The following is a 22,119-nucleotide window of genomic DNA, read 5'->3' on the forward strand; positions in this document are numbered from 1 at the left end:
ACCACCCGTTGCTGTGCCCGTTACCGCAATAGTTTGTCCGCTTTCTGCCGCGTTAATCACGTCATCTGTCGTGATTAATGCCACCGTTACGGTACCTGCATCTGCAACCAGATCGACCGTGTGGGTTGATGTCGCAATGCTGTTTACTTCGTTGCCCGCCGCATCGGTTGATGCCACGCTTACCTCGAACTCGGTGTCGGCTGCAAGATCGGCGCCCGCCACATCCACTGTCCAGTTACCATTTTCATCAACCGTAGTGTCGTAAGCCTGACCATTGATGGTCATGCTCACCACATCGTTTTCACCGATGTCGCCACCCGTGGCTGTGCCCGTTACCGCAATAGTTTGTCCACTTTCTGCTGCATTAATCACGTCATCTGCCGTGATATCAGCTACCGTCACGGTGCCTGCATCCGCCGATGTATCTACTGTATGAGTTGAGGTCGCAGTGCTGTTGACTTCGTTGCCCGCTGCGTCCGTTGACGCCACGCTTACTTCGAACTCGGTGTCCGCAGCCAAATCGCTACCCGCAACATCGACACTCCAATTACCGTTTTCATCAACCGTGGTTTGGTAAGCCTGACCATTTATGGTCATGGTCACCACATCATTTTCACTGATGTCACCACCGATTGCCGTACCTGTCACTGCGATGGTTTGTCCACTTTCTGCCGCATTAATCACGTCATCTTCGGTGATATCGGCAACAGTTACTGTGCCAGCTTCTGCAACCAGATCAACCGTATGGGTTGAGGTCGCAGTACTTTCGATTGTATTACCCGCTGCATCGGTTGATGCCACGCTCACTTCAAACTCGGTATCGTTAGCTAGGTCACTGCCCGCCACATCAACACTCCAGTTGCCATTTTCATCAACCGTAGTTTGGTAAGCCTGACCATTGATGGTCATGCTCACCACATCGTTTTCACCGATGTCGCCACCCGTGGCTGTGCCCGTTACCGCAATAGTTTGTCCACTTTCTGCTGCATTAATCACGTCATCTGCCGTGATATCAGCTACCGTCACGGTGCCTGCATCCGCCGATGTATCTACTGTATGAGTTGAGGTCGCAGTGCTGTTTACTTCGTTGCCCGCCGCATCGGTTGACGCTACGCTTACCTCGAACTCGGTGTCGGCTGCAAGATCGGCGCCCGCCACATCCACTGTCCAGTTACCGTTCGCATCAACCGTGGTTTGGTAAGCCTGACCATTGATGGTCATGGTCACCACATCATTCTCGCTGATGTCACCACCGATTGCCGTACCTGTCACTGCGATGGTTTGTCCGCTTTCTGCTGCATTAATCACGTCATCTGCCGTGATATCAGCTACCGTGACAGTGCCCGCGTCCGCTGAGGTATCTAACTCAAAAGCAGTTTTATTTGATTCAGGACCTGACCGCCCCGAACTATCTGTAATATCAGCAATAAACTCATGGGTCCCGTCATCAGGTACCGAAACCGAAAGTTCAATCTTTCCATTAACAATGTCATTTTCAGTAATCAAATACTTACTAACAATATTACCTGCACTATCACGTAATTCGAGTCTATCGCCATTTTCTGTACCTAAAGGTAAAATAACGTCAACTTGAATACCATCAACAGCATTAATTCCGTTAATAACACCGTTACTATCCATTTCAGTTATCGAGATACTTGGAGCGATCTTTACAACGTCATTATTTATTCCTGATATATCAAAACTTCCAGTCTCTCTGAAAGACTTATACTGCTCTAATAATGTTAAACTCTGAGTTCTTGATAAACCAATAGCTTCTAATGACGAAGTATCAAAATTCGTTTCTGCAATTGTACTTTTACCTATACGTTGAATCTCAGTAGAAGCAGTTAGGCTGGAACCACTCTCTTCACCTGCTGCAGGAGATTCGGATACCACACTAGGATCTTCTCCATTAGCGATAGCATTAAGTATGCTATTAATATCATTTTCTTCAGTCGAGTCAGCTACATCAACTGATATTTCACCTGATTCATGCTCTACAATAATTTCACCAGGCAGTATCGCCTCACCTGGATTAATCAATTTCAGACTACCGTTTGTATCAATAATGATGATCTGTTGTTCTGATGTTATTAAAGCCATGATATTAATTCCCAAATCCATTTATAAGCAAAGAGTATTTATTGCAACAATGCTAATCACACACTCCATTTATTCATCATATACGCAACAAGCTCGCTACATGATAAAAAAAGTAGAAAACAGCCAAAGAAATGAGTCGAAAATCAATTTTATTCTTCGTTATTTTAACTAGGTCACAAAACGTGATATTAATTCCACTTTATTTAGGCAAACAATGGTTCAAACTAAATATTTCCAAGTGATTAATATCAAAAACCCGATCAAAGTCTTATATGTAATACTTTTTTATTCATATTTAGATTGTGATTTTAAAAACCACGTCAAGTTAACTATTCTTTTAATATGAGAAACTATTAATTCATAAGTTTTCAATAGGTTAAACTTTGCTTTTTAAATAGATATCACGTAGCATTTCATTAATGCAAATTAAACAAAAAAACTACGAATTAGTGACAATTAACTTATTACTGAATAGCTACTTTTTACTAAATGTCATGTTCACTGCTCCCATAATTTAAGATGCCGTGATTAGGAGAAACACTTTGAAATGGATGAAACTTGCGACTTACAGTAGCTTGCTAGTTTTGAGTGTATCAGCTCAAGCACAAACGTTAGAGCAAGCAATATCACAGACACTAACAACTAACCCAGAAGTAAAGAAAGCATATAATGCTTATTTAAGTTTTGTGGCAGATAGTGATAGTGTTTCGGGAAACTATTTACCATCGATTGATTTAGATGCTGGTATTGGCTACGAACAAATTAATCCAGCAAGCGGTAATGATACGGATCTAACACGTAAAGATGCGACTTTATCCTTAACTCAATTAATTTGGGATGGATCCAATACTATTAATGATATGGATCGGACGGATGCAGAAGCTGAATCAGCCCGTCTACAACTGATCTCTTTAGCTGAAAATAAAGCATTAGATGTTTCCCAAGTATATTTGGATGCGGTAAAAGCAACTGAAATTCTTGCGCTATCTGAAAGTAATCTTTCAATTCATAAAAAGATCTATAAAGACATTAAAAAAAGAGCCTATTCAGGAATAGGCTCTACAGCTGATGTATCTCAAATAGAAGCTCGTATTGCTAGAGCTCACGGTAATCTACTTGCAGCTCAAAATAATTTGTTTGATACACATACTGTGTTTACACAAATTGTAGGTTCCCCACCTCAAGCACTCATTTATCCTAGAGCAGATGCCAATACTCTGCCTCTAAGTTTACAGGAAGGTATTGAACGAGCTTATGAGCATCACCCTGTTATTTTAACTGCACAGTCAGATATACAAGCAGCTAAATATCAATATGCGCAATCAAAAAGCACAAATTACCCAACGTTTTCTTTAGAAGCTGCACAAACATGGCGTGATGATGCTGGCGGTATTGAAGGGAACAGCGATGAATTTTCAGCAATGATCCGCATGCGTTATAATTTATACAACGGCGGTAGTGACAGTGCTCTTTCTGATAAGAGTGCATATCAATTGAACATGGCAAAAGACTTACGTGACAGTGCTTATCGTAATGTTGAAGAAGGATTTCGTCTGTCATGGAGTGCCTTAGATTTAACACTACAACAAAAAGAATTTTTAGCGGATCATGTAGATGCTGCTTCAGATACCGTTATTGCTTATGAAAAACAATATCGTATAGGCAAGCGTACATTACTTGATTTATTAAATACTGAAAATGAGTTGTTTGAAGCTCGTAAGTCTTATTTAGATGCTCACTATTCTGAACAATTTGCAAAATTTAGAGTTTTACATGCAACAGGCACACTTTTACCTTCGCTATTGATAGATACACCTAAAGAGTGGAAGCCAAACCAGTCTAAAGAAGAGGAGAAATAAGAATGAAAAATCTAATTTACCCAACACTTATTACGTCTCTTTTTTTAACAGCCTGTGTATCTGGAGACAAAGACTACATTGAGACTCCGAAATCCGATCAAATTGCCGATCTAAGAGACGATGATTACGATGGTGTAATTAACGCAAGAGATATTTGCCCAGGTACTCCTCAGGGGGCTGAAATTGACAATGATGGCTGTGCGGAATATGTAGAATATTCAGATAAAAAAGATCTTAAAATTCTTTTTGCTAATAACTCTTCTGAAATTTCACCCATTTTTAAAAGTGAAATTAGAACAATGGCTGAATTCTTAAACGAATACAAAGAAGCCTCAATTCAGTTGCAAGGTTTTGCAAGTCAACAAGGTAATGCTGAATATAATATTCGCCTTTCAGAACTACGAGCATCAGCAGTAAGAGTCGCGTTAATCAAATATGGTGTAGAACCAGATAGAATTGAAACCATTGGTTTTGGGGATACGCTACTAACAGCAAAAGGGGATTCAGCCGTTAGTCATGCTTTAAACCGTCGTGTAGTGGCAACAGTTGTTGGCTTTAAAGGTGACGTAGTAAACGAGTGGAACATCTTCACACGTAAGAAAAAATAGAACACTAATGATAATAGCGTAAACAAAAAAGAGGCCGTGAATTCACAGCCTCTTTTTTATTGAAAGTTAACTAACTAACCCCTCTTACTTTTCCTGTTTTTAGCTCATTTAAGACCTGGCTTTTAGGTCCATCAGCAATGATATGTCCTTTCTCCATAACAATAATACGGTCAACGACATCAAGCATTGACGTTTTATGAGTGATCAGAATTAAGGTTTCAGAGGATTTTAAGTGTGATAACTGATTCTTAAATAACATCTCAGAACGATTATCCATACTACTTGTTGGTTCATCTAATAATAATACTGGAGGGCGCCCAATAAGTGCTCGAGCGATAGCAACTGATTGACGTTGGCCACCAGAAAGCAGTAATCCCCCCTCTCCAACTTGACGCTCTAATCCTGCAGGATCTTGTTGTGTAAATGCAGTAACACCAGCCCGATTTGCAGCATCCATCATTTCAGCATCATCGGATAACTCTCGCCCTAAAATAATATTTTCTCTAATAGAACCATAAAATAGAGTAATGTCTTGCGGTACACAGCCTATATTACGTCGTACATCAACGTGATGAAGCTGAGAGATATCTGTATCATCTATTCGAACAGAACCTTCAGTAGCTTGATATAACCCCATGATAAGACGTTCTAGCGTTGTTTTTCCAGATCCAATCCGACCAATAATGGCAACTTTTTCTCCAGGATTAATCGTAAGGCTAATGTCTCTAACCGCTGCAACTTGAGATTCTGGATAACTAAAATTCACCTTATCTAGTTCAATTTTTCCTTGAAGTATCGGGCGATGGATATAACGCTTCTCTTCTTCTTGTTCATCAGGCATTGCCATCAATTGCTCAATAATCGTCATTGATGATTTAGCTTGATTATAACGTGTAGATAACAGTGATATTTGAACTAATGGCCCAATGGCTTTGCCACTAAGCATTGTTGAAGCAATCAATGCCCCCATAGTTAAATCACCATTAGCAATCAGATAAACACCAACAATAATCATCCCGATATTAACCGCTTGTTGTACAAAGCCAGCCATATTTTGAATTGAATCAGTAATACGTCTGCTTTTGATGCTCCAATTTGAGATATGTGTTACTGCTTCTTCCCATTTATATTGAAACTGACTCTGAGCATTAAAAATCTTTAATGTTTCTAAACCAACTAAACTCTCAATTAAATTGGCATATTTTTGCGAAGCCAGGCGAGAACCTTCTTCTATTGTTTTCTTCAAAGGGCCTTGGATAATTGCAGCATGGATCAACAACAAAACAATACCAACGATAGGAACAAGAACAATTGGCCCTGCAACAAGATAAATAACGAACAAAAATAATAAGGCAAACGGAAGATCGATCAATGCAGCTATCGTTGCTGAAGTAAAAAACTCTCGAATAGATTCAAATTCTTGTAGATGCCTAGCAAAAGCACCTACAGATGGCGGCCTAGCCTCCATCCGAATACCCAGTACTTTCTGAAATAATTTAGATGAAATTAATACATCTGATTTTTTTCCAGCAACATCAATGAAATAGCCTCGCACATATTTCAGAATAAAATCAAAAATAAAGACAACAAAAATACCAGATGCTAGTACCCACAATGATTCGAAAGCTAAATTTGGCACCACCTTGTCATATACTAATCGAGTAAACATTGGTGTCGCAATCGCAAAGATATTAATTAATATAGAGGCAATGAAAACATCACGGTAGATATGTTTAGACTCAAACAAGGTACTCCAAAACCAATGTCCTTCTCGCTTCTTTAATATTTCAGGAGAACGATCGTCATATCTAAATTGTTTTTTCAACAGAAAATACCGTCCAACATACTGAACAGACAGCTCTTCTATTGAAATAGATATTGGCATCATGCCTGAACTAGCGGTTATTATTTCAGCATGTTCATTATCAGCATCAAAACCAATTAATACACAAGATTCACCACCTTTAAGTAAAAGAACCGCAGGCAAAACAAGTTGGGGGATTTTTAATAACTCAGTTTGGTTTTCTTTCGCAACTAAACCGGCTCTCTCTGCCGCACGAGAGAAAAGAAAAGGCGTTAACTTACCATCTTGTAAGGGTAAACCATTTATTAAGGCTTCAGGTGAGTTCACTTGCCCATAATAGCGACCAACGTAGCACAGTGAATGCAATAATGAATCTTTCATTTTATTCACCCTTTACTTTTTCGTTAACAAAAAAGCCTTGGAAAACATCAACATTATGCTCAGAAAGCAGCTCAAGCTGTTCTTTATTTTCTACTCGCGATGCAATAGTAATAATTCCTAAATTTTGAGCAGTTCTTGAAATTGAAGCAAGAATATAGCGTTGCTTTTCATCATCGAGTTGATGAGTAAATAAATAATCTAGCTTCACGTATTTAGGCCTAAAGGTTTCTATATATTCTAATGATTCAAAATTTCGACCAAAATTATCAACACCAAATTCAGCGCCAGATGAACGGATCACATTACATAGTAGTGCCGTATGATCTTCATTTTCAATAAATGACGTTTCTTGGATCTCAAAGTGAAGCTGTGATGCTATCGATTTATTTTTCTTCAATGAGTTTGTCAACCAACGAACAAAACTTGGGTCTTCAATACTTCGGTTTGCTAAATTAATCGCAACTGGTTGAGTTATTTCACCACTAACAATACGTTCAATCATTGTACTAATAACAAATTGATCAAAGGAGGTTGTTTCATTTAACTGCTCAAGAGCAAATAGATATTGATTCGCAGAATATCGTTGATTATCTTTTTCAATTGCAGAAAAGACTTCTTGATGAAAGATAGATCCAGCACGTGTTGTCGCTAATTGTAATGTAAAATCAAACAGGTGTTCATTTATGGCTTCATCCACAAATTGTTTCCATTGCTGTTTACCCATTAACTCATGTTCACTTTCATCAGCTATATAACCAAATAGTAACTCAGGACTAGCATGAGCTTGAGTTAGTGCATTATCAGCTAACGATAGAATATCTGTCGTTGTTTTCCTTGATTCATTAAATACTACCCCAAGGTTTGCATCAATAGGTGTAGTTGCTGTTGGATCTCCCTTAATATCTTGGGTATACGCTATAATATTTTCTGCGGCTAATTTCAGCTCATCTTCTTCAATGTTCGGAAAAATAAAACCAAATTCATAAGAATTAAGTCGCGTAAGAATGACATTTGTTGAAGGTAATGTGATCTTTAGTAAATCAGAAAGCTCTCTAACTTTTGCGTCTCCAGCCTCATAGCCTTCTTCTTCATACACTTTACTTATAAAATTCACCTTAAATAAAGCAATGCCTCCTTTAGCCGATTCAGATAGCCAAGTATTTAATTGAGCCATAAAGAAATCTCGATTTCCAAGTCCTGAAATAGGGTCAAGATAAACCTTATCTCTCAACTTCTCGGCTTCTTTGGCTTGTGATTTAAAGCTTTGTGCTATTTGAGATGACATAGTATTGATACCTACAATCACGGCTTCTAAATCTTTCGTTTTTGGCATCTCTAATTCATTACTAAAATTATTTTCTGAAACTTCTTTCATTTTCACAATTATTAATTGTAATGGGGCTAATGCCCTCTGAACAACAAAAGCAATGATAATAACGCCAGCCAACATAATGATTGCAAAAGTAGTTAGTAGCTGCGTAAATGCCAGCCATAACTGTTGATAAGCATAAGCAGGGTTAGTAACAATCTCTACTTCTGCCAGCTGTAACCAACCACTAGTAATAATACGATTTTCTGAAATAACACGAAATAAATGCAGCTCAGAAAACCATTGGGGTACTGCATCTATTCTTAATGGATAAACTCTAACTATCTCATCATTAGTACTGAGTAACGTTAAACGTACAGCAGAATAATAACTACCATCGAATAAAGCGTTAATAACAGATTCAGCAGCAACTTTATCTTCATTTTCTAGATATGGCGCCAGTGCTAAACCAACAGTATTGATACTGTTGTTTACTTCCGATCGTTGTTGATTTTCCAAAAATGCTTTTGTATTAAAAAATTCAATGGCAAAGACAGAGATCATTAATATTAAAAAGACGGCTGTCATCCATGATACTAGCTGTTTATATAATGTCATTTGGCTACTCATCATAATTTATAATTGGGTGGTTTAATCTCAGGCCTTTATTTCTTGCTCGTAAATCATTCCATAAACTTAGTCGCGAAGATTTACCTGCCTGTTGTCCATTTCCTTTACCTTTCATTAACCACAGATGTTGACCATTAAAACTATAAATAGGCAATAAATCTGTACGTTCTGTGGCTGGTTTTATTTCTTTATCTATATTATCTAAAATCAACGGAACTGAAGATGGTGTAGGGTAATACGCCAAGACCATATGAAATTGATTTAGCTCTAACGCTTTCAAATAAATTAGTCTTAATTTTTTATCTGACACACCTAGCTCCAATAAAGAGAAATACTTTGCAATAGTGAAATCTTCACAATCTCCTGCATTACTCCCCAAAAACTCTAGTGGTGTAGCCCAATAATCTTTTTCCCCCCAAAGCTTAATATCATCAACAAAATACAATTGATTAAAAAATTGGTTGATGCTGACTAACTGTTCTTTCTCTGTTTTATTATCTAACTCTGAAATGAGTTCACGCCAAGCATTAACTCGTTTTGACGCCCTCTCTCCATACTCTTCTTTTACTGCTTTAATCCAAAGGTTATCTTGTTTGGTTAAAGCGATTGTTGCTAGAGAGAATATAGTGAGAGGGATAATGAATAACCACTTAGCTCTCATTATTTATTATTCTCCTTATTCATTATTACTCTTTAAATGCAGAACCTTTTACTTGGATGATAGGTTTGAGTAGATAATCTAAAACACTTCGCTTTCCTGTAATAATATCTACAGACGTTGTCATTCCTGGAATAATATAAAACTGTGTCTTCTCAGCTAAATCTTCTTGTGACGTTCGAACTCTAACCAAGTAAAAACTATTCCCTTCTTCATCCTGAATAGTATCAGCACTGATATGCTCTAACGTTCCTTTCAATCCACCATAACGAGTAAAATCATAAGCACTAAATTTTACAATAGCAGCAAGGCCTGGTCTTAAAAAAGCAATATCTTGTGGTGCAATTTTAGCTTCAATCAATAAAGTATCTTCAGTAGGTACAATCTCAATTAAATCCATACCCGGCTGAATAACACCACCGACGGTATTAATGTAGATTTTCTTAATAGTTCCCGTAACAGGAGAAAGTACAATGGTTCGATTTACTTTATCTTTCAATCCCACTTGTGATTCTGTTAATGCTGAAAGCTTGTCTTGTATGCTATTTAATTTTTCTTGTTGTTCAGAACGAAATTTAAGTGCAGCATCAATTCGGTTTAATACAGCTTCTTGAATGGTTGAGGTTAATACTGGTATTTTTAATTCAGTTGACGTTAACTCTCGTTTTGTATCATTAACTTGTCTTTGTAACTTAAGAAGCTCAATTCGAGGAACTACGCCTTCATCTGCTAACGGTTTAGTGATATCTAACTCTTTCTTAGCTAGTCCATAGCTTCCTTTTAAACTTCGAACACGAGATTTAATTTCAATAAGGTCTTGTTGCTTTTGTTTGACTTGTTGATCAAATACATAAATACGGTTTTTTAAGTTATTCATATCTGCTTCGTATTCTGTCATTTGTCTTCTAACTACAACTGGATTTTCTTTAATGAACTCATCTTCAAATTTTAATTTATCGGTAGATAAAATTACTGACTCTTTCCAACGTTTTTTATTATTAATGTCTTGAATTAAAATACTGTCCATTGAAGCCGATAGTTGCATTGCACTTGCGGTAAGATTGATAAGTTGTTTTTTTCGTTCTCTAAAATCAGAACGGAAACGAGTATCATCAATTAATAATAATTGTTGGCCTTTTATTACCTTATCCCCTTCCTTGACTAGCATTTCTTTTACTAAACCACCTTCAAGGTTTTGAACTACTTGCAATTGAGAAGAAGGAATCACTTTACCTTGACCAACAGTAACCTTGTCGATCTCAGCCCACGATGCCCAAGCAATCGCGATACCGAAAAAGATAGCTATTATCCATAAAATAATTTTTGCGTTTGTTGGTGTATTTAAAAGTAAAGCAGCAGTTCTATCATCAACGAAATCCAGCTCTTCTTTCTTTAAATTATTAAATCCCTTTTCATTCATTTCAGTATCCCTAGACATCGTATAAATGAATAACATTCCTATTACATTAAGAATATAGCATTTATGAATAACTCACTAGATTAATTATCTGTATTTTAGGAGCTTGATTACAAAATGAGAAAAGAATTGATTGGGGAAATTTACAGTGTAAATCAAAACTCGAATAAAGGATTTACACTGTAAATTAGGATGTGATTTTAAATTGAAGATATTACGATTTACACTGTAAATTATAAACCATCGCTTTAATTGATTCGCGAAGCGTTCTTTCTGCGTTCTTGCGACCAACTAAATCACATTGAGCGACGACTAATGACCAATCTTGGACTTGAATCACTTTAGTTATAACAACCTCTATCTGCTGATTAGTTAACGAAGCAAACGTTGAAAGATTAGATAATACAAACTGACGTAATTCAAACTGAATTAGCTCAAAGCCTAAACCACCTTCAATAAAGATATTAATGCGTTTTTCCATTAAAGGTTTTATTGGTTCAATATTAGAAACTCCCATAAGCAAACTGTGAGTTTCATGATGATTCAAACTAGAAAAAGTAGACATTAATTGTTCAGGGAAAGACGTTTTAAAATAATCTATCGCGACAGGTAACCAAGCATCAGCTTTGTTACTTAATGGCTTCACCGCCAATAATGAATGCGTTCCACTGGCTTTATCTTTACTAATCCCTAAACGAACGAACTTAAAACCAAGGGAGTTCCAAAAATTATTAAGCTCTGCTGTTGAACCAAAGCTAGTACTAAGATAATCAATACCTTTTGTTGAGTAATAGTCTTCAATCGCTTTCATAAATTGAGAGCCAATTCCATTATGTTGATAGCCAACGGCAACCGCAATTCGCATCACTCTAATACTGGTTTGCAACGCAGGTTCATCAATGCATAATGTTTGAGTTAACGATACCGGAGCTAAATGACCTTTAGGTCTTCTTCTTCCATATTGAATATCATTAATTAAGTCGTTATCTAGCTCACCTTCTTTTGATAATAAGGTACAACAAAGTAATCGTTTTGAGTCTTTCTCAATCCCTACCCAACAAGAAAGCGTTGGATCCATTAATAATGATAGCCAATCATTTGGCGAGGTCTGATAGTGAGCGGAAACAAGTAATGAAAATAAAGATTGGGCAAGATCAGTATTGTCTAGCAAATCAGAAATGAGCAAAGAAGAAAAATCTATTGATAATGAAGATATATCCTCCAATGAAGAAGAGGTATCATCCATATGATTCAATAAAAATACAGAAGACAACCAAAGCTCGAGTGGATCATTCATATTCCATCGGATCGGTTGTTTCATTTCAATAACACGATAACTAGGACGTAATTGCGCTAGTTGCTTCTTAAATTTAATTTCAAAGCCACGCCCTGTTCCTTCATAACCATTAATTGTTGTAGAAAAAACCATACGTGAATACTGTTCAATTAAAGAAAGTAGCATAGGTGCTGGAATAGCAGCGGCTTCATCAACGCATAATAAATCTAGATTTTTAGACACTCTCAATAATTCATCAGGGGCAATATAAATAATTTGAGTTTCATTAATCGTTAACTGATTTTTTTGAATACTCACTTTTAGGTTATTAAGTAATGCGATCCTCTCTGCATGCATAAATATTTCATCAACACTCGCTCTTTGAGGGGCTGTAATTCCAATCGTTAACTTACGAGTTATTGCTAATTCAGCAATCGCAATTCCAATAGCAGATGATTTTCCTCTCCCGCGATCTGCGGTCATAACTAATGGACGCTTAGCATGACCAGTAACAACCTTCATAATCCCATGAACGGCTTTCTCTTGATCCAGTGAGCGATACATAGAAGTATGAACAATTGGCTGATTTAAGGGTGGTATTTGAGGTAACACATAACTAGACTCTGATTCTTTTAAGCAAACAGCAAGATGTTCAAAGTTCTTTAGCCAACGTTTTACGACTAAAGAAAGTTTAGAATCCGTTGATTGAATAAAAAAAACTAATCCGCCCCCAATGACTGTGCCGCAAATTGCATTAATAGCATTTGCATTAAATTCATCAGAAATATCGATTATCAGGAAATCACTCTCTTGGCCTAGCTTCTTTAATCCAGATTTAATTGAAAGTGGTGTTAAAGAGGCTATTTTCAATTCACCATACAATTCAACGCACTTTGACTCTAGTTCTTGAGTCATAAAATAAGACTCAACCAATGCCTCACACCAAGATTTTGTACCTTCAATAAGTATAGGGTAACGAATGTTAGCCACAGCAGCATACGAAGAAATTGTATTTAAGATTGACAGTGCTGAATGCATTGCAAAAGCCCATTAAGATAAGAGAAATGAAAGGTAAATTGTAGCATGAGATAGATATTTTCTTTCTATTCAGAAAAGAAAGTATGACGATACAAATAAGGAAAAGGTATAATACCATCACATTTAAGATTTCATCATTTAGGAAATATCATGCATTTAAGTCAACTAACACAACCTATTTACGAAAAGCTATACCAAGATATCTCTCAATTCAGAACAACATTTGACTTAGTAGTTGAAGCTCCTGAAACTCTAGATGAAAAAAATGACCTATTACATACTTCATTAGCTATTGAAGAATTAACAGAGCTAGCAGAAGCAGACAGCAAAATAGAACAAGCAGATGCAATTGTTGATACGGTTTATGTATTAATGGGACGAGCTGTTCATCTAGGCACAAAAAGGCTAGAGGATAATTTAAGTATCTCTTACTTAGTCGATTTACTATTAAACGTAGCGAAAAATTTAAATATAGATTTTTTACCATGTTGGGATGAAGTTCATTCAAGCAATATGAGTAAAGTATGTAAAACAGAAGAAGAGTACCAAGCAACATTTGCTTTCTATGCAGAGCAAGGCATTGAATTAATGTCGACAGAAAAAGGCGGATTTATTATCGCTAAATGTGCAAAGAATGTAGAACTAGATAATAAAGTAATTAAACAAGGTAAAGTTCTAAAATCAGTAAACTACCGTCCAGCGGATCTTGCCCCACTTGTTTAATACTAATTAGTATTGCGGGCTAGACATAAAAAAAGAGCCAGATTTAGTTAACTAAGTCTGGCTCTTTTTTATTAAAGAAAAACGAGTTTAAGATACTTTCTGACTAATATAAGCAAGAATATCTTCCATTAATGCATCGTCTACTTTTTTCAAATTTAATGTTAATGCAGAACCTTTACGCTTATAAGAAGCTCGCCCTTTCACTAATTCAGTACTTAGTGGCTTGGCTGCCTCTCTTTTCGGTAGTAAATCTTCAACCCAAACTTCAATAAGCTCTGTTACTTCTTTAGTCATTCTACTTACGCCAAGCGCTGTAGAACGGGTCCAAACAGCTCCTTGCTCGCCAGCACACTGTCCAAGTAAGGTTTTTTGTTCTTCGTCTGACAACGTATTATAGAGCTTATGAAGCTTAACGACTGTCGGGCGACCAATTTCACTCACACTTGGATATGCTTGTAATAATTCTAGAGGTAATGTGGCCGCTTTAAGAGCACCACTTACCAAAGCTTCACTGCATTGACACACTTTAGCCAATTCTTTTTGATCAGCTACATCACCACGAGCGAGCATTGCATGCATTTCTTTACCGCGTTCATATAATGAAAGAGGTTTGTGAGCATTTGCTACATCAGATAGAAACTTAGCGTGTTTTGTATTAATGCCTTCAGCAACATAGATTAAGAAATCTTGTTCTGCCAAAATACATGACATACGACGACGGCTACCGTCAAGGACCTCAATTTTTCCACCTTCAACAATACGACCAACAGCAGGATATTGCTGACCTCGGTCACGTAATGTCGTTAAAATATCAGATAAAGCGTGCTCAGTTAAAAATGATTGTTCGCGCGCATTCTCAGCAAAAACGACAGTGGAGTTACGAACTTCACCAGCTGGGATTTTACGTAGTTCAAACGTCACCATATCTTCACCAGCAACGGCTAATTCAATGACTTGAGCTTGAGATTTTGCTGCTTTTTGTGCTTCTACTGATGTTGTTGCTCTACGCTTATTTGTTTTACCAAATAACTTAGCGTTTAAGTCAGAAGTTTTAATTGCCATGGATTAGTACTCCCCTTTATTTAACGAATTCCAGTGACTGTGAAGTACGCGTTCAAACTCTAATGCACTTTTCTTAACCGCATCTTGAGCAACAGCAAGTGTCTTTTTACCACCTTCAAAATCAGCGGCTGTTAAATCAAAAACAGTACTGTATGTATCAGCACAAATCTCAAATGCACGACTTCTTGGTATCGTCGCCATCATCACTTGATCAGCCAATAAATAATTCATCTCAGTTAATACTGACACTTGCTTTTTATTATCGTCTTCAAACATGGTTGGCATTAAACGAACAAACTCTAATCCATGCCAATCTTCAGGAAACATCTCATATACTGTAGGTAAATGTTGAAAGAAATTAACCGTTGATGCCCAGTCTAAACGTTTTGCAGCACATGGAATTAATAATGAATTAGATGCATACATAGCATTCCATACTAATGGATCTACGTGTGGGCCAGTATCAATCATGATGACATCAAATTGATCAGCAATAGGATCGATAACCTTCTCTTTCAATAACTTAACAATATCTAAAGAGCCATTAGTTGATAAATCTTGCCACGCTTCAGCGTTAAACATTGCATCTTCAGGGAATGCTGAAATCGTTTTTAAATTTGGGTATTGTGTATTTAAGAGCACATTTTTAGCCATAAATTGGCCATCAATCACTTCATTTTCAGGTACATTATCCAGCATAATATCAACAGCTGAATAAATAGTATCTTGCTCAGAAACACTGATTTGTGGATTTAAAAATAAGCGTAATGAGCCTTGAGGATCCAAATCGATTAGGCAAATACGGTAACGTTTTTCTAAATTCAACGCTAAGCAAGCAGCCAAATGCACCGCAGACATAGACTTACCAGTTCCGCCTTTTTGGTTCTGAACATTTACAACCCAAGGCTTATTATTAATGTTTTTCTTTTGTTCATGGAAAGCAGGCATACCAGCAGCATCCATTAACATATGAGCTTCAGTTAAGGAAATCGAATAATGGTTTGCATTATTTTTTGTAAATTGATGCCCTTCAGACTCTAGACGAATAATTGCTTCATCTAATTTTCTTCTTGTTAAACCAGAACGAGTTTCCATCATTGCTTTTGACATTGGAGGGAAATGTTCGTTATTTCTTTCTTCAAGCACCAATTCGATACGATCGGATTGTACTTGTTGAGTCTGCTCTGCCAATGCAGCTAAATTAGCAATGGTTTTTTCTCTGTTCATAATATTCGCCATTAATATAACTATGAAATTAATTGTACAGCAATAAAGATGCATTTCAACTAATTGCTGAACATGAATTTAATTATGTGATATACATTAAAAAGAAAAAATAACCGACAAAGCTGTTTTTTATGTTAAATAGATCACGTTTTTATCTAGATAAGTCATCGTTAAACTGCATAAAACAAAAGTGTTACGTTGTCACTAAAATAGATTTACAGTGTAAATTAACACGGAAGCGTGAAATAAAAGTCATATATTACGGAGATTGTATTTTCAATAAAAAAAACAAAAAAATAATAATAAAAACACATATTTTAAAGGAGTAAAGAAGAACAATAATTAGATAAAATGAAGCATGATCAAGGTATAAATGATAGATAAATTAAGCTATATACACTGTAAATCGAATTTAAATTAAAGGAAGCATGATCAAGAATACAAAGTTATCGGAAGCATGATACTAATCGCATAAATTACAGAGAGTGTATATTCTATAAGGGTTCTTAAAGGATCTTCTAATAAACAATAGGATTCAGAAATTCAAAATATAACTTGATCATTCTTCTGGATCCGAATGCCATACAAAAATCAGATCTAAATACATTAAAAATACGACTTAAAACAAAAAACGGAGCTTAAATTAAATCAATAAATAGAAAGTGCGTTAAAAGATACAATAATGACTAAGAACAAAGGTATAAATTAACGAATCAAGATCCTATCTGTGGATAACCTGTGACGATACCATGATCATTCTTCAATAAAACTCATGATCATAGATTCATATTGACGATGATCATGCTTTTGAATATTAGTGATCATAGATCCGAGCTTATATTGATCATGCTTTCTAGAAAGTCTTGATCATGCTTTCATTGCGAAAAAAAATAAACCATTTATATACAACAACTTACAAACAAAAAACCAACCAGATCATAGATCAATATAATCATATAGATCAGTATTAATCATAAAGATCAGTTTAAAAGAATAATAATTTTTTTCTTTCTTTAAAGATCCAATTCATTTAACCTATACGAAAGAATGATTAAAATACAATGAATGTCAGTTGAAAATGAATCATATAAAAACAGCAGATAACGAAAAGATCTACATTCCTCTTCCAAGAGATCACAAGGGAGGGCACTTATTTGAGATACCTACAAACTTAGTTGATTGGATCACTCAATATCAACATTTTAAAGGTGTCACAAAAAGTATTTTAGAATTAATGAATCTAATTTCGTTAAAAGGATTTTCATCGACTGATGGTTTAGTTTCAACAACTGAAATTATAGAAACAACAGATGGACATCTCACTAGAGCGGCAATCCAACAACGTTTACGTACAGCGGTAAGTATCGGATTATTCGATCAATATCCAGTTCGTTTTGAGCAAGGATTAGCTGGCAAAACTATGTTACATAAATTTATTAACCCATCTCAGTTAATTTCAACGTTAGGTATTACAAGTTTAAAATCTGAACAAAGTCATGAGCAAGAAAAACAAAAACGTTCAAAAGCATTAGCTCAAACTCAAGTTAACCGCCAATTTTTGACAGAACACGGACTGGCTATACCTCCAAGCATGAGAGATGAAGCTGATCAATTTGTTGTTTCTCCAACAAATTGGGCGGGGATCATAGATCAAGCGTTAGCGCCACCACGTACACGTAAGAATTATCAAAAAGCAATGGTCGCGATCTCTGGGACTAAAGCAATCATAGAAACAAGATCATCAAAAAATATCATGACTGTTGATGATCTAATGACTCTTTTTGCTCTTTTTACGCTAACTGTTCAATATCATGATCATCATCAAGATGATTATCATATCCAAACTAAAACTATGGGGAATAAAACCCCAATTTACATTACCGATATTTTAACATTACGTGGGAAAAAAGACTCAGGTCCTGCACGTGACTCTATCCGTGAAAGTATTGATCGTATTGAATTTACTGATTTCCAACTTCATGAGCTTACAGGTCGTTGGTTAAGTGAAAATATGCCTAAAGGTTTCAAAAGTGATCGCTTCCGTTTTCTAGCAAGAACGATTACAGCATCAGATGAAGCACCCAAAGAAGGCAAAGATGGTGAAATTAAAATTAAACCTAATTTGTATATTTTAGTCTGGGAACCTTCATTTTATGATGAATTATTAACCAAAGATTACTTCTTTTTATTCCCACCAGAGATTTTGAAGCAACATACGCTAGTATTTCAACTCTATAGCTTCTTCAGAAGCCGTCTAGCGCGTCGAATGACCGACAACCTACTCTTAAGTGAAATAAACCAAAAACTCGCTCGTAACGTTGATTGGAGACGGTTTTCTTTAGATCTCATTAGAGAATTAAAAAAATTAGCCAAAGATAAAGTGACCGATGAATTGTTTATTGTAAATCTTTGGGGCTACCACTTAACGATCTCGATGCTTGATAGCAATGAAAAATTACCAGATTATCAGGTAGATATTCGTTGTGATCCTGAAGAAGTGATCCGCTATTCCCGAGCAAGAACCACAAATGCAGGGAAGCGTAATATGGCGCCAACAATGCCAAACCCATTACGTAATGAGATCATGCCTAAACAGCAGCTTGATCAGCTTTCCACGATCATTGATGGTGAATTTGAACCAATTAAACGTAATACTGCTAACAAGTCAGGTCGTTTAGGTCGAAGAGTGAAGCTACGTAAACATTCTGCTGAAATTAATGCGGATGAATTAACGATTACATTAACTAAATATACTTCAGAACAGGCTTTAGAGCGTAGTATTACCGCATTATCAGCAATGACTGGTCACAGTTCATCATCAATTTCTGAAGAGTGTAAAGAATTGCAAGAAAAGTTGGATTACTTAAAAGTTGGGGGAGAAATACTACCTTACGAAACACTAAGTAAAACAATTGAGTTCTATAATAGCCAAGATCATGGAAAACACTTATCTATTGAGAACTTGATCGCAGGTCTTGCGGTACGAAGAAAGATCAGTAAATTAGTTTATTCTCAGAACTATGATCAAGACGTTTTAAGAGCTTTGGATGAAATGGCGGGGTAGACAGGCTATTGACATTCTTATAGCCATACTCTGACAAGGTGCTGACAAAAGAATAAGGCTGAAGGTTATTATTACAAACGAATAGACAACCTTTGTCCTTTACCAATCGAAAGATTGGCTCATATTGTTACACATCTAACTTTTATTGTTTTCAATAATCGTATTGGCGAGCTTAGTGCTCGCCGTTTTTTTATCTATCTATAAATCCTTCTCACACTCTCCGTATCCTATGGGGCCATGATCATTCTTCCATTATGAAATAAGGCTTTATCACTAACAGCTCTCGTATTTTGTTTCATTTTTTATTACTCTATGGGCCTTAATTATCCTAATTATTTGAAGTAGAGTTGAGCATGATTGAACGTCAAGAGACAAAACAACGTATGAGCCGTATTGTTAAGCATAATGGAACCATTTATTTGTGTGGCCAAGTGTGTGCCGATGCAACAAAAGACATTACTGAACAAACTCAAACGATGTTAGATAAGGTGGATCTATTATTAGAGCAAGCGGGTAGCTCTCGTGAACATATGCTATCTGCAACGATCTATATTAAAGATATGAAAGACTTTGCTGAAATGAACGCGGTATGGGATGCATGGGTTCCAGAAGGTCATGCTCCTGCACGTGCATGTGTTGAGGCTAGTATGGCTCGTGAAGCTTTACTAGTTGAAATATCAGTAGTTGCTGCAGAAAAATAACTTTAGAATCAATGGAATACTTAGTTTTTATCTAAAGCTAAGTATTTAGATATAAGGAAATATCATGCTTAAACAATCGGAATCCGCTTTTTATCTTGATGGGATAAAATATCAATCTCATTATTTTTCTCTTCCTCTTAATTACGATGATTACACTACAACCCCTGATCATGTTTCCGTATTTTTTCGAGAATTAGTAAAAACAGAAAATGAAGATCGTGATCTTCCTTACTTAGTTTATTTTCAAGGTGGTCCTGGGTTTCCTGCGATGCGTCCGTGCAGTAATTCTGGTTGGCTAAAGCGTGCATTAGAGCAGTATCGAGTGATCTTGTTGGATCAGCGTGGAACTGGATTAAGCTCTCCTATTACAATACAAACAATTGGCCACCTAGATCCAAATCAGCAAGCTGAATATTTAAGTCATTTTCGAGCTGATAATATTATTCGTGATGCTGAAGCGATTAGAAAGCATCTAAATATTGATAAATGGGCGATTATTGGTCAGAGTTTTGGAGGATTTTGCTCTCTAACATACTTATCCATGTTTCCCGATAGTTTACTTGCGTCTTACATTACCGGTGGGATCCCATCGATAATTCGGCATATTGATGATGTCTATCATGCGACTTATCAACGAACGTTAGATAAAAACAGTGAATTTTTTGCTCGATTTCCACGGGCACAAGAGCTGTGTGATCGTATTGCAGATACATTGCTTGATAATAAAACAGTATTACCTAATGGTCAGATGTTTACGGTTGAGCAATTTCAACAAATGGGGATCTGTTTTGGTATGGCTGGTGGACCTGAAGAGCTATATTTTCAGCTAGAAGCGGCTTTTGTTGAAATGAATGGCAAGCCTGAGTTGAGTTATGGTTTCTTGAACTACGTTTTAGGTCAACAATCACACTTAACTAATCCATTGTATGCCATATTACATGAATCAATTTATTGTCAGCACAATGCATCTAATTGGTCAGCACATCGCGTTAGGAATAACTACCCTCAATTTAATCATCATAAAGGCGCTCCACTGCATTTTACCGGTGAAATGGTTTATCCATGGTTCTTTGACCAACTAGAAACGTTAAAGCCGTTAAAAGCCGCGGCAGAGATTTTAGCGGCAAAGTCTGATTGGCCAAATTTATATAATGTTGAACAATTGAAGAAGAATACGGTGCCAATGGCTGCGGCGACTTACGTCAATGATATGTTTGTAGAATTTGATTTCTCGCGTGAAACATTACGTTCAATGGGCAATGCGAGGGCATGGATGACCAGTGAGTATGAGCACAATGGTTTGCGAGTTGATGGTGAGAAGATCTTATCTACTCTAATATCAATGGCTGAAGATATTAAAGCTATCCAATAAGAATGTTTATTGATCCAGAAGCATGATCAAGAAAGATTAGATCCCTTGATCATGCTTCTAGTGTTTATTCTGATCTCTTAAAATAATGATCCCAATTCTGACTTAATGACTCAAATTGAAACTCGCAAAACTCTTTTCGGTCTTTTAAATAATCATTTTCGACTTCATCTAATAAATTGCTTTGTTTTTCAGGATCGCTACCATAAACAAGGCATAAGGTAGAGAAATAGCGCTGTAAATCAAAACTATGCTCATCAATATACTCGCCGAAATCGTAGTAGTCAGGTCTATTTTCTGACTCAAAAGCAAACATATCTGCCGCGCTTATCGCAATATCATCGCCATTATCTACATAATTTAATAATAGGATCGTTGCAAAGTTATCAACCGCATCTTCTTCTTTTCCTAAAACTGGAATGTTTTGATCGGCTATAAAAGCGTGCCCACTCTCATGTAATAACGTATGAAGCAAGGTATCAAGTGCACCTAGTTGTGGTGATTTATTAAAACGTTCTTGATATTTATTTTTTGAAAAATAATCGAGTGATTCTTGATAAAACGAATAAGGGATATGTATAGCATGAGAGTTAGGATCATATAGCGGCCCATCTGTACTTCCGTATTGAATGGTAACGGTTTTATTGAACGAAAAATAATGATCGGACAGAGTTATTAGTGTGTCATTTATATCGCTTTCTTTTATTACCTGTTGAATTGTGACTTCTTGTTGGGTCAAAGGTTTTAAGTATTGCATTGAAATATTAGGGTTTGCAGCAGAGCTATATAAACTGATACTCATTAAGGCAATAAAGAGAGAGAAGCGGATAGGCTGTTTCATAGTTAGTCCATTAATCATGTCTTGAGTTAGTGGTAGCATAGTATAA

15 protein-coding genes are annotated in these 22,119 nt (G+C 36.3%); 6 read left to right on the forward strand and 9 right to left on the reverse strand.

The genetic code is table 11. The annotated features are described in order from the left end of the window. The coding region (locus tag BTO23_RS11360; RefSeq protein WP_170066732.1) for an Ig-like domain-containing protein at positions 1-2,106 on the reverse strand (2,106 nt) is incomplete at its 3' end. Positions 2,107-2,657: 551 nt separating this feature from the next. On the opposite strand from BTO23_RS11360, the gene BTO23_RS11365 reads away from it, so the two are divergent. Both BTO23_RS11365 and BTO23_RS11370 read left to right on the forward strand, forming a co-directional pair. Continuing rightward, on the forward strand, positions 2,658-3,965 hold the full coding sequence (locus BTO23_RS11365; protein WP_211295939.1) for a TolC family outer membrane protein: 1,308 nt from the start codon (positions 2,658-2,660) through the stop codon (positions 3,963-3,965). 2 nt (positions 3,966-3,967) lie between these two features. Beyond that, entirely contained in the window at positions 3,968-4,573 is a 606-nt protein-coding gene (locus BTO23_RS11370) for an OmpA family protein (protein ID WP_105063553.1), read from the forward strand. Positions 4,574-4,643: 70 nt separating this feature from the next. Here the strand turns inward: BTO23_RS11370 and BTO23_RS11375 are convergent, their stop codons facing one another. The 5 genes from BTO23_RS11375 to BTO23_RS11395 all read right to left on the reverse strand — a co-directional run bounded on the left by BTO23_RS11375 (position 4,644) and on the right by BTO23_RS11395 (position 13,086). Continuing rightward, a complete protein-coding gene (locus BTO23_RS11375) occupies positions 4,644-6,758 on the reverse strand; it encodes a type I secretion system permease/ATPase (protein ID WP_060991856.1) in 2,115 nt (704 codons plus the stop codon). 1 nt (position 6,759) lies between these two features. Further along, a complete protein-coding gene (locus tag BTO23_RS11380) occupies positions 6,760-8,685 on the reverse strand; it encodes an EAL domain-containing protein (RefSeq protein ID WP_105063554.1) in 1,926 nt (641 codons plus the stop codon). A 4-nt stretch (positions 8,686-8,689) separates the two neighbouring features. Further along, on the reverse strand, positions 8,690-9,358 hold the full coding sequence (locus BTO23_RS11385; protein ID WP_105063555.1) for a transglutaminase-like cysteine peptidase: 669 nt from the start codon (positions 9,356-9,358) through the stop codon (positions 8,690-8,692). Between the two features lie 25 nt (positions 9,359-9,383). Continuing rightward, positions 9,384-10,775 carry an HlyD family type I secretion periplasmic adaptor subunit gene (locus BTO23_RS11390; protein WP_105063556.1) on the reverse strand — a complete coding sequence of 464 codons (1,392 nt, stop codon included), beginning with the start codon at positions 10,773-10,775 and terminating at the stop codon, positions 9,384-9,386. Positions 10,776-10,986: 211 nt separating this feature from the next. Then, on the reverse strand, positions 10,987-13,086 hold the full coding sequence (locus tag BTO23_RS11395; protein ID WP_105063557.1) for a tRNA(Met) cytidine acetyltransferase TmcA domain-containing protein: 2,100 nt from the start codon (positions 13,084-13,086) through the stop codon (positions 10,987-10,989). A gap of 150 nt (positions 13,087-13,236) precedes the next feature. Between BTO23_RS11395 and BTO23_RS11400 the strand changes: the two genes are divergently transcribed. After that, positions 13,237-13,809 carry a nucleoside triphosphate pyrophosphohydrolase family protein gene (locus BTO23_RS11400; protein WP_061003259.1) on the forward strand — a complete coding sequence of 191 codons (573 nt, stop codon included), beginning with the start codon at positions 13,237-13,239 and terminating at the stop codon, positions 13,807-13,809. 87 nt (positions 13,810-13,896) lie between these two features. Here the strand turns inward: BTO23_RS11400 and BTO23_RS11405 are convergent, their stop codons facing one another. Together BTO23_RS11405 and BTO23_RS11410 are read right to left on the reverse strand one after the other, a co-directional pair. Next, positions 13,897-14,871 (reverse strand): ParB/RepB/Spo0J family partition protein, encoded by a 975-nt coding sequence (locus BTO23_RS11405; protein WP_105063558.1) that lies wholly within the window; start codon positions 14,869-14,871, stop codon positions 13,897-13,899. A gap of 3 nt (positions 14,872-14,874) precedes the next feature. Further along, positions 14,875-16,098, reverse strand: coding sequence for a ParA family protein (locus tag BTO23_RS11410; protein ID WP_061003260.1), 1,224 nt, complete (start codon positions 16,096-16,098; stop codon positions 14,875-14,877). A gap of 1,078 nt (positions 16,099-17,176) precedes the next feature. Here BTO23_RS11410 and BTO23_RS11415 point away from each other — a divergent pair. The 3 genes from BTO23_RS11415 (at position 17,177) to BTO23_RS11425 (ending at position 21,235) form a co-directional block, all read left to right on the forward strand. After that, a complete protein-coding gene (locus BTO23_RS11415) occupies positions 17,177-19,162 on the forward strand; it encodes a replication initiator protein RctB domain-containing protein (RefSeq protein WP_060991864.1) in 1,986 nt (661 codons plus the stop codon). 353 nt (positions 19,163-19,515) lie between these two features. After that, positions 19,516-19,863: a RidA family protein gene (locus tag BTO23_RS11420; protein WP_061003264.1), complete on the forward strand. Its 348-nt coding sequence runs from the start codon at positions 19,516-19,518 to the stop codon at positions 19,861-19,863. Positions 19,864-19,927: 64 nt separating this feature from the next. After that, entirely contained in the window at positions 19,928-21,235 is a 1,308-nt protein-coding gene (locus BTO23_RS11425) for an alpha/beta fold hydrolase (protein ID WP_105063559.1), read from the forward strand. Positions 21,236-21,299: 64 nt separating this feature from the next. Here the strand turns inward: BTO23_RS11425 and BTO23_RS11430 are convergent, their stop codons facing one another. Further along, positions 21,300-22,073, reverse strand: a complete 774-nt coding sequence (locus BTO23_RS11430) for a DUF4344 domain-containing metallopeptidase (protein ID WP_170066733.1) — start codon at positions 22,071-22,073, stop codon at positions 21,300-21,302. Positions 22,074-22,119: the final 46 nt, after the last annotated feature.

The organism is Aliivibrio sifiae, from assembly GCF_002954715.1.
In the GTDB taxonomy this organism is placed as follows: Bacteria; Pseudomonadota; Gammaproteobacteria; order Enterobacterales; family Vibrionaceae; genus Aliivibrio; species Aliivibrio sifiae.

Excerpts from the sequence above, each read along its gene's own strand:
- BTO23_RS11365 (WP_211295939.1), top strand. The coding sequence starts at position 2,658 with ATGAAACTTGCGACTTACAGTAGCTTGCTAGTTTTGAGTGTATCAGCT.
- BTO23_RS11370 (WP_105063553.1), top strand. The coding sequence starts at position 3,968 with ATGAAAAATCTAATTTACCCAACACTTATTACGTCTCTTTTTTTAACA.
- BTO23_RS11375 (WP_060991856.1), bottom strand. The coding sequence starts at position 6,758 with ATGAAAGATTCATTATTGCATTCACTGTGCTACGTTGGTCGCTATTAT.
- BTO23_RS11380 (WP_105063554.1), bottom strand. The coding sequence starts at position 8,685 with ATGACATTATATAAACAGCTAGTATCATGGATGACAGCCGTCTTTTTA.
- BTO23_RS11385 (WP_105063555.1), bottom strand. The coding sequence starts at position 9,358 with ATGAGAGCTAAGTGGTTATTCATTATCCCTCTCACTATATTCTCTCTA.
- BTO23_RS11390 (WP_105063556.1), bottom strand. The coding sequence starts at position 10,775 with ATGAATGAAAAGGGATTTAATAATTTAAAGAAAGAAGAGCTGGATTTC.
- BTO23_RS11395 (WP_105063557.1), bottom strand. The coding sequence starts at position 13,086 with ATGCATTCAGCACTGTCAATCTTAAATACAATTTCTTCGTATGCTGCT.
- BTO23_RS11400 (WP_061003259.1), top strand. The coding sequence starts at position 13,237 with ATGCATTTAAGTCAACTAACACAACCTATTTACGAAAAGCTATACCAA.
- BTO23_RS11405 (WP_105063558.1), bottom strand. The coding sequence starts at position 14,871 with ATGGCAATTAAAACTTCTGACTTAAACGCTAAGTTATTTGGTAAAACA.
- BTO23_RS11410 (WP_061003260.1), bottom strand. The coding sequence starts at position 16,098 with ATGAACAGAGAAAAAACCATTGCTAATTTAGCTGCATTGGCAGAGCAG.
- BTO23_RS11415 (WP_060991864.1), top strand. The coding sequence starts at position 17,177 with ATGAATCATATAAAAACAGCAGATAACGAAAAGATCTACATTCCTCTT.
- BTO23_RS11420 (WP_061003264.1), top strand. The coding sequence starts at position 19,516 with ATGATTGAACGTCAAGAGACAAAACAACGTATGAGCCGTATTGTTAAG.
- BTO23_RS11425 (WP_105063559.1), top strand. The coding sequence starts at position 19,928 with ATGCTTAAACAATCGGAATCCGCTTTTTATCTTGATGGGATAAAATAT.
- BTO23_RS11430 (WP_170066733.1), bottom strand. The coding sequence starts at position 22,073 with ATGAAACAGCCTATCCGCTTCTCTCTCTTTATTGCCTTAATGAGTATC.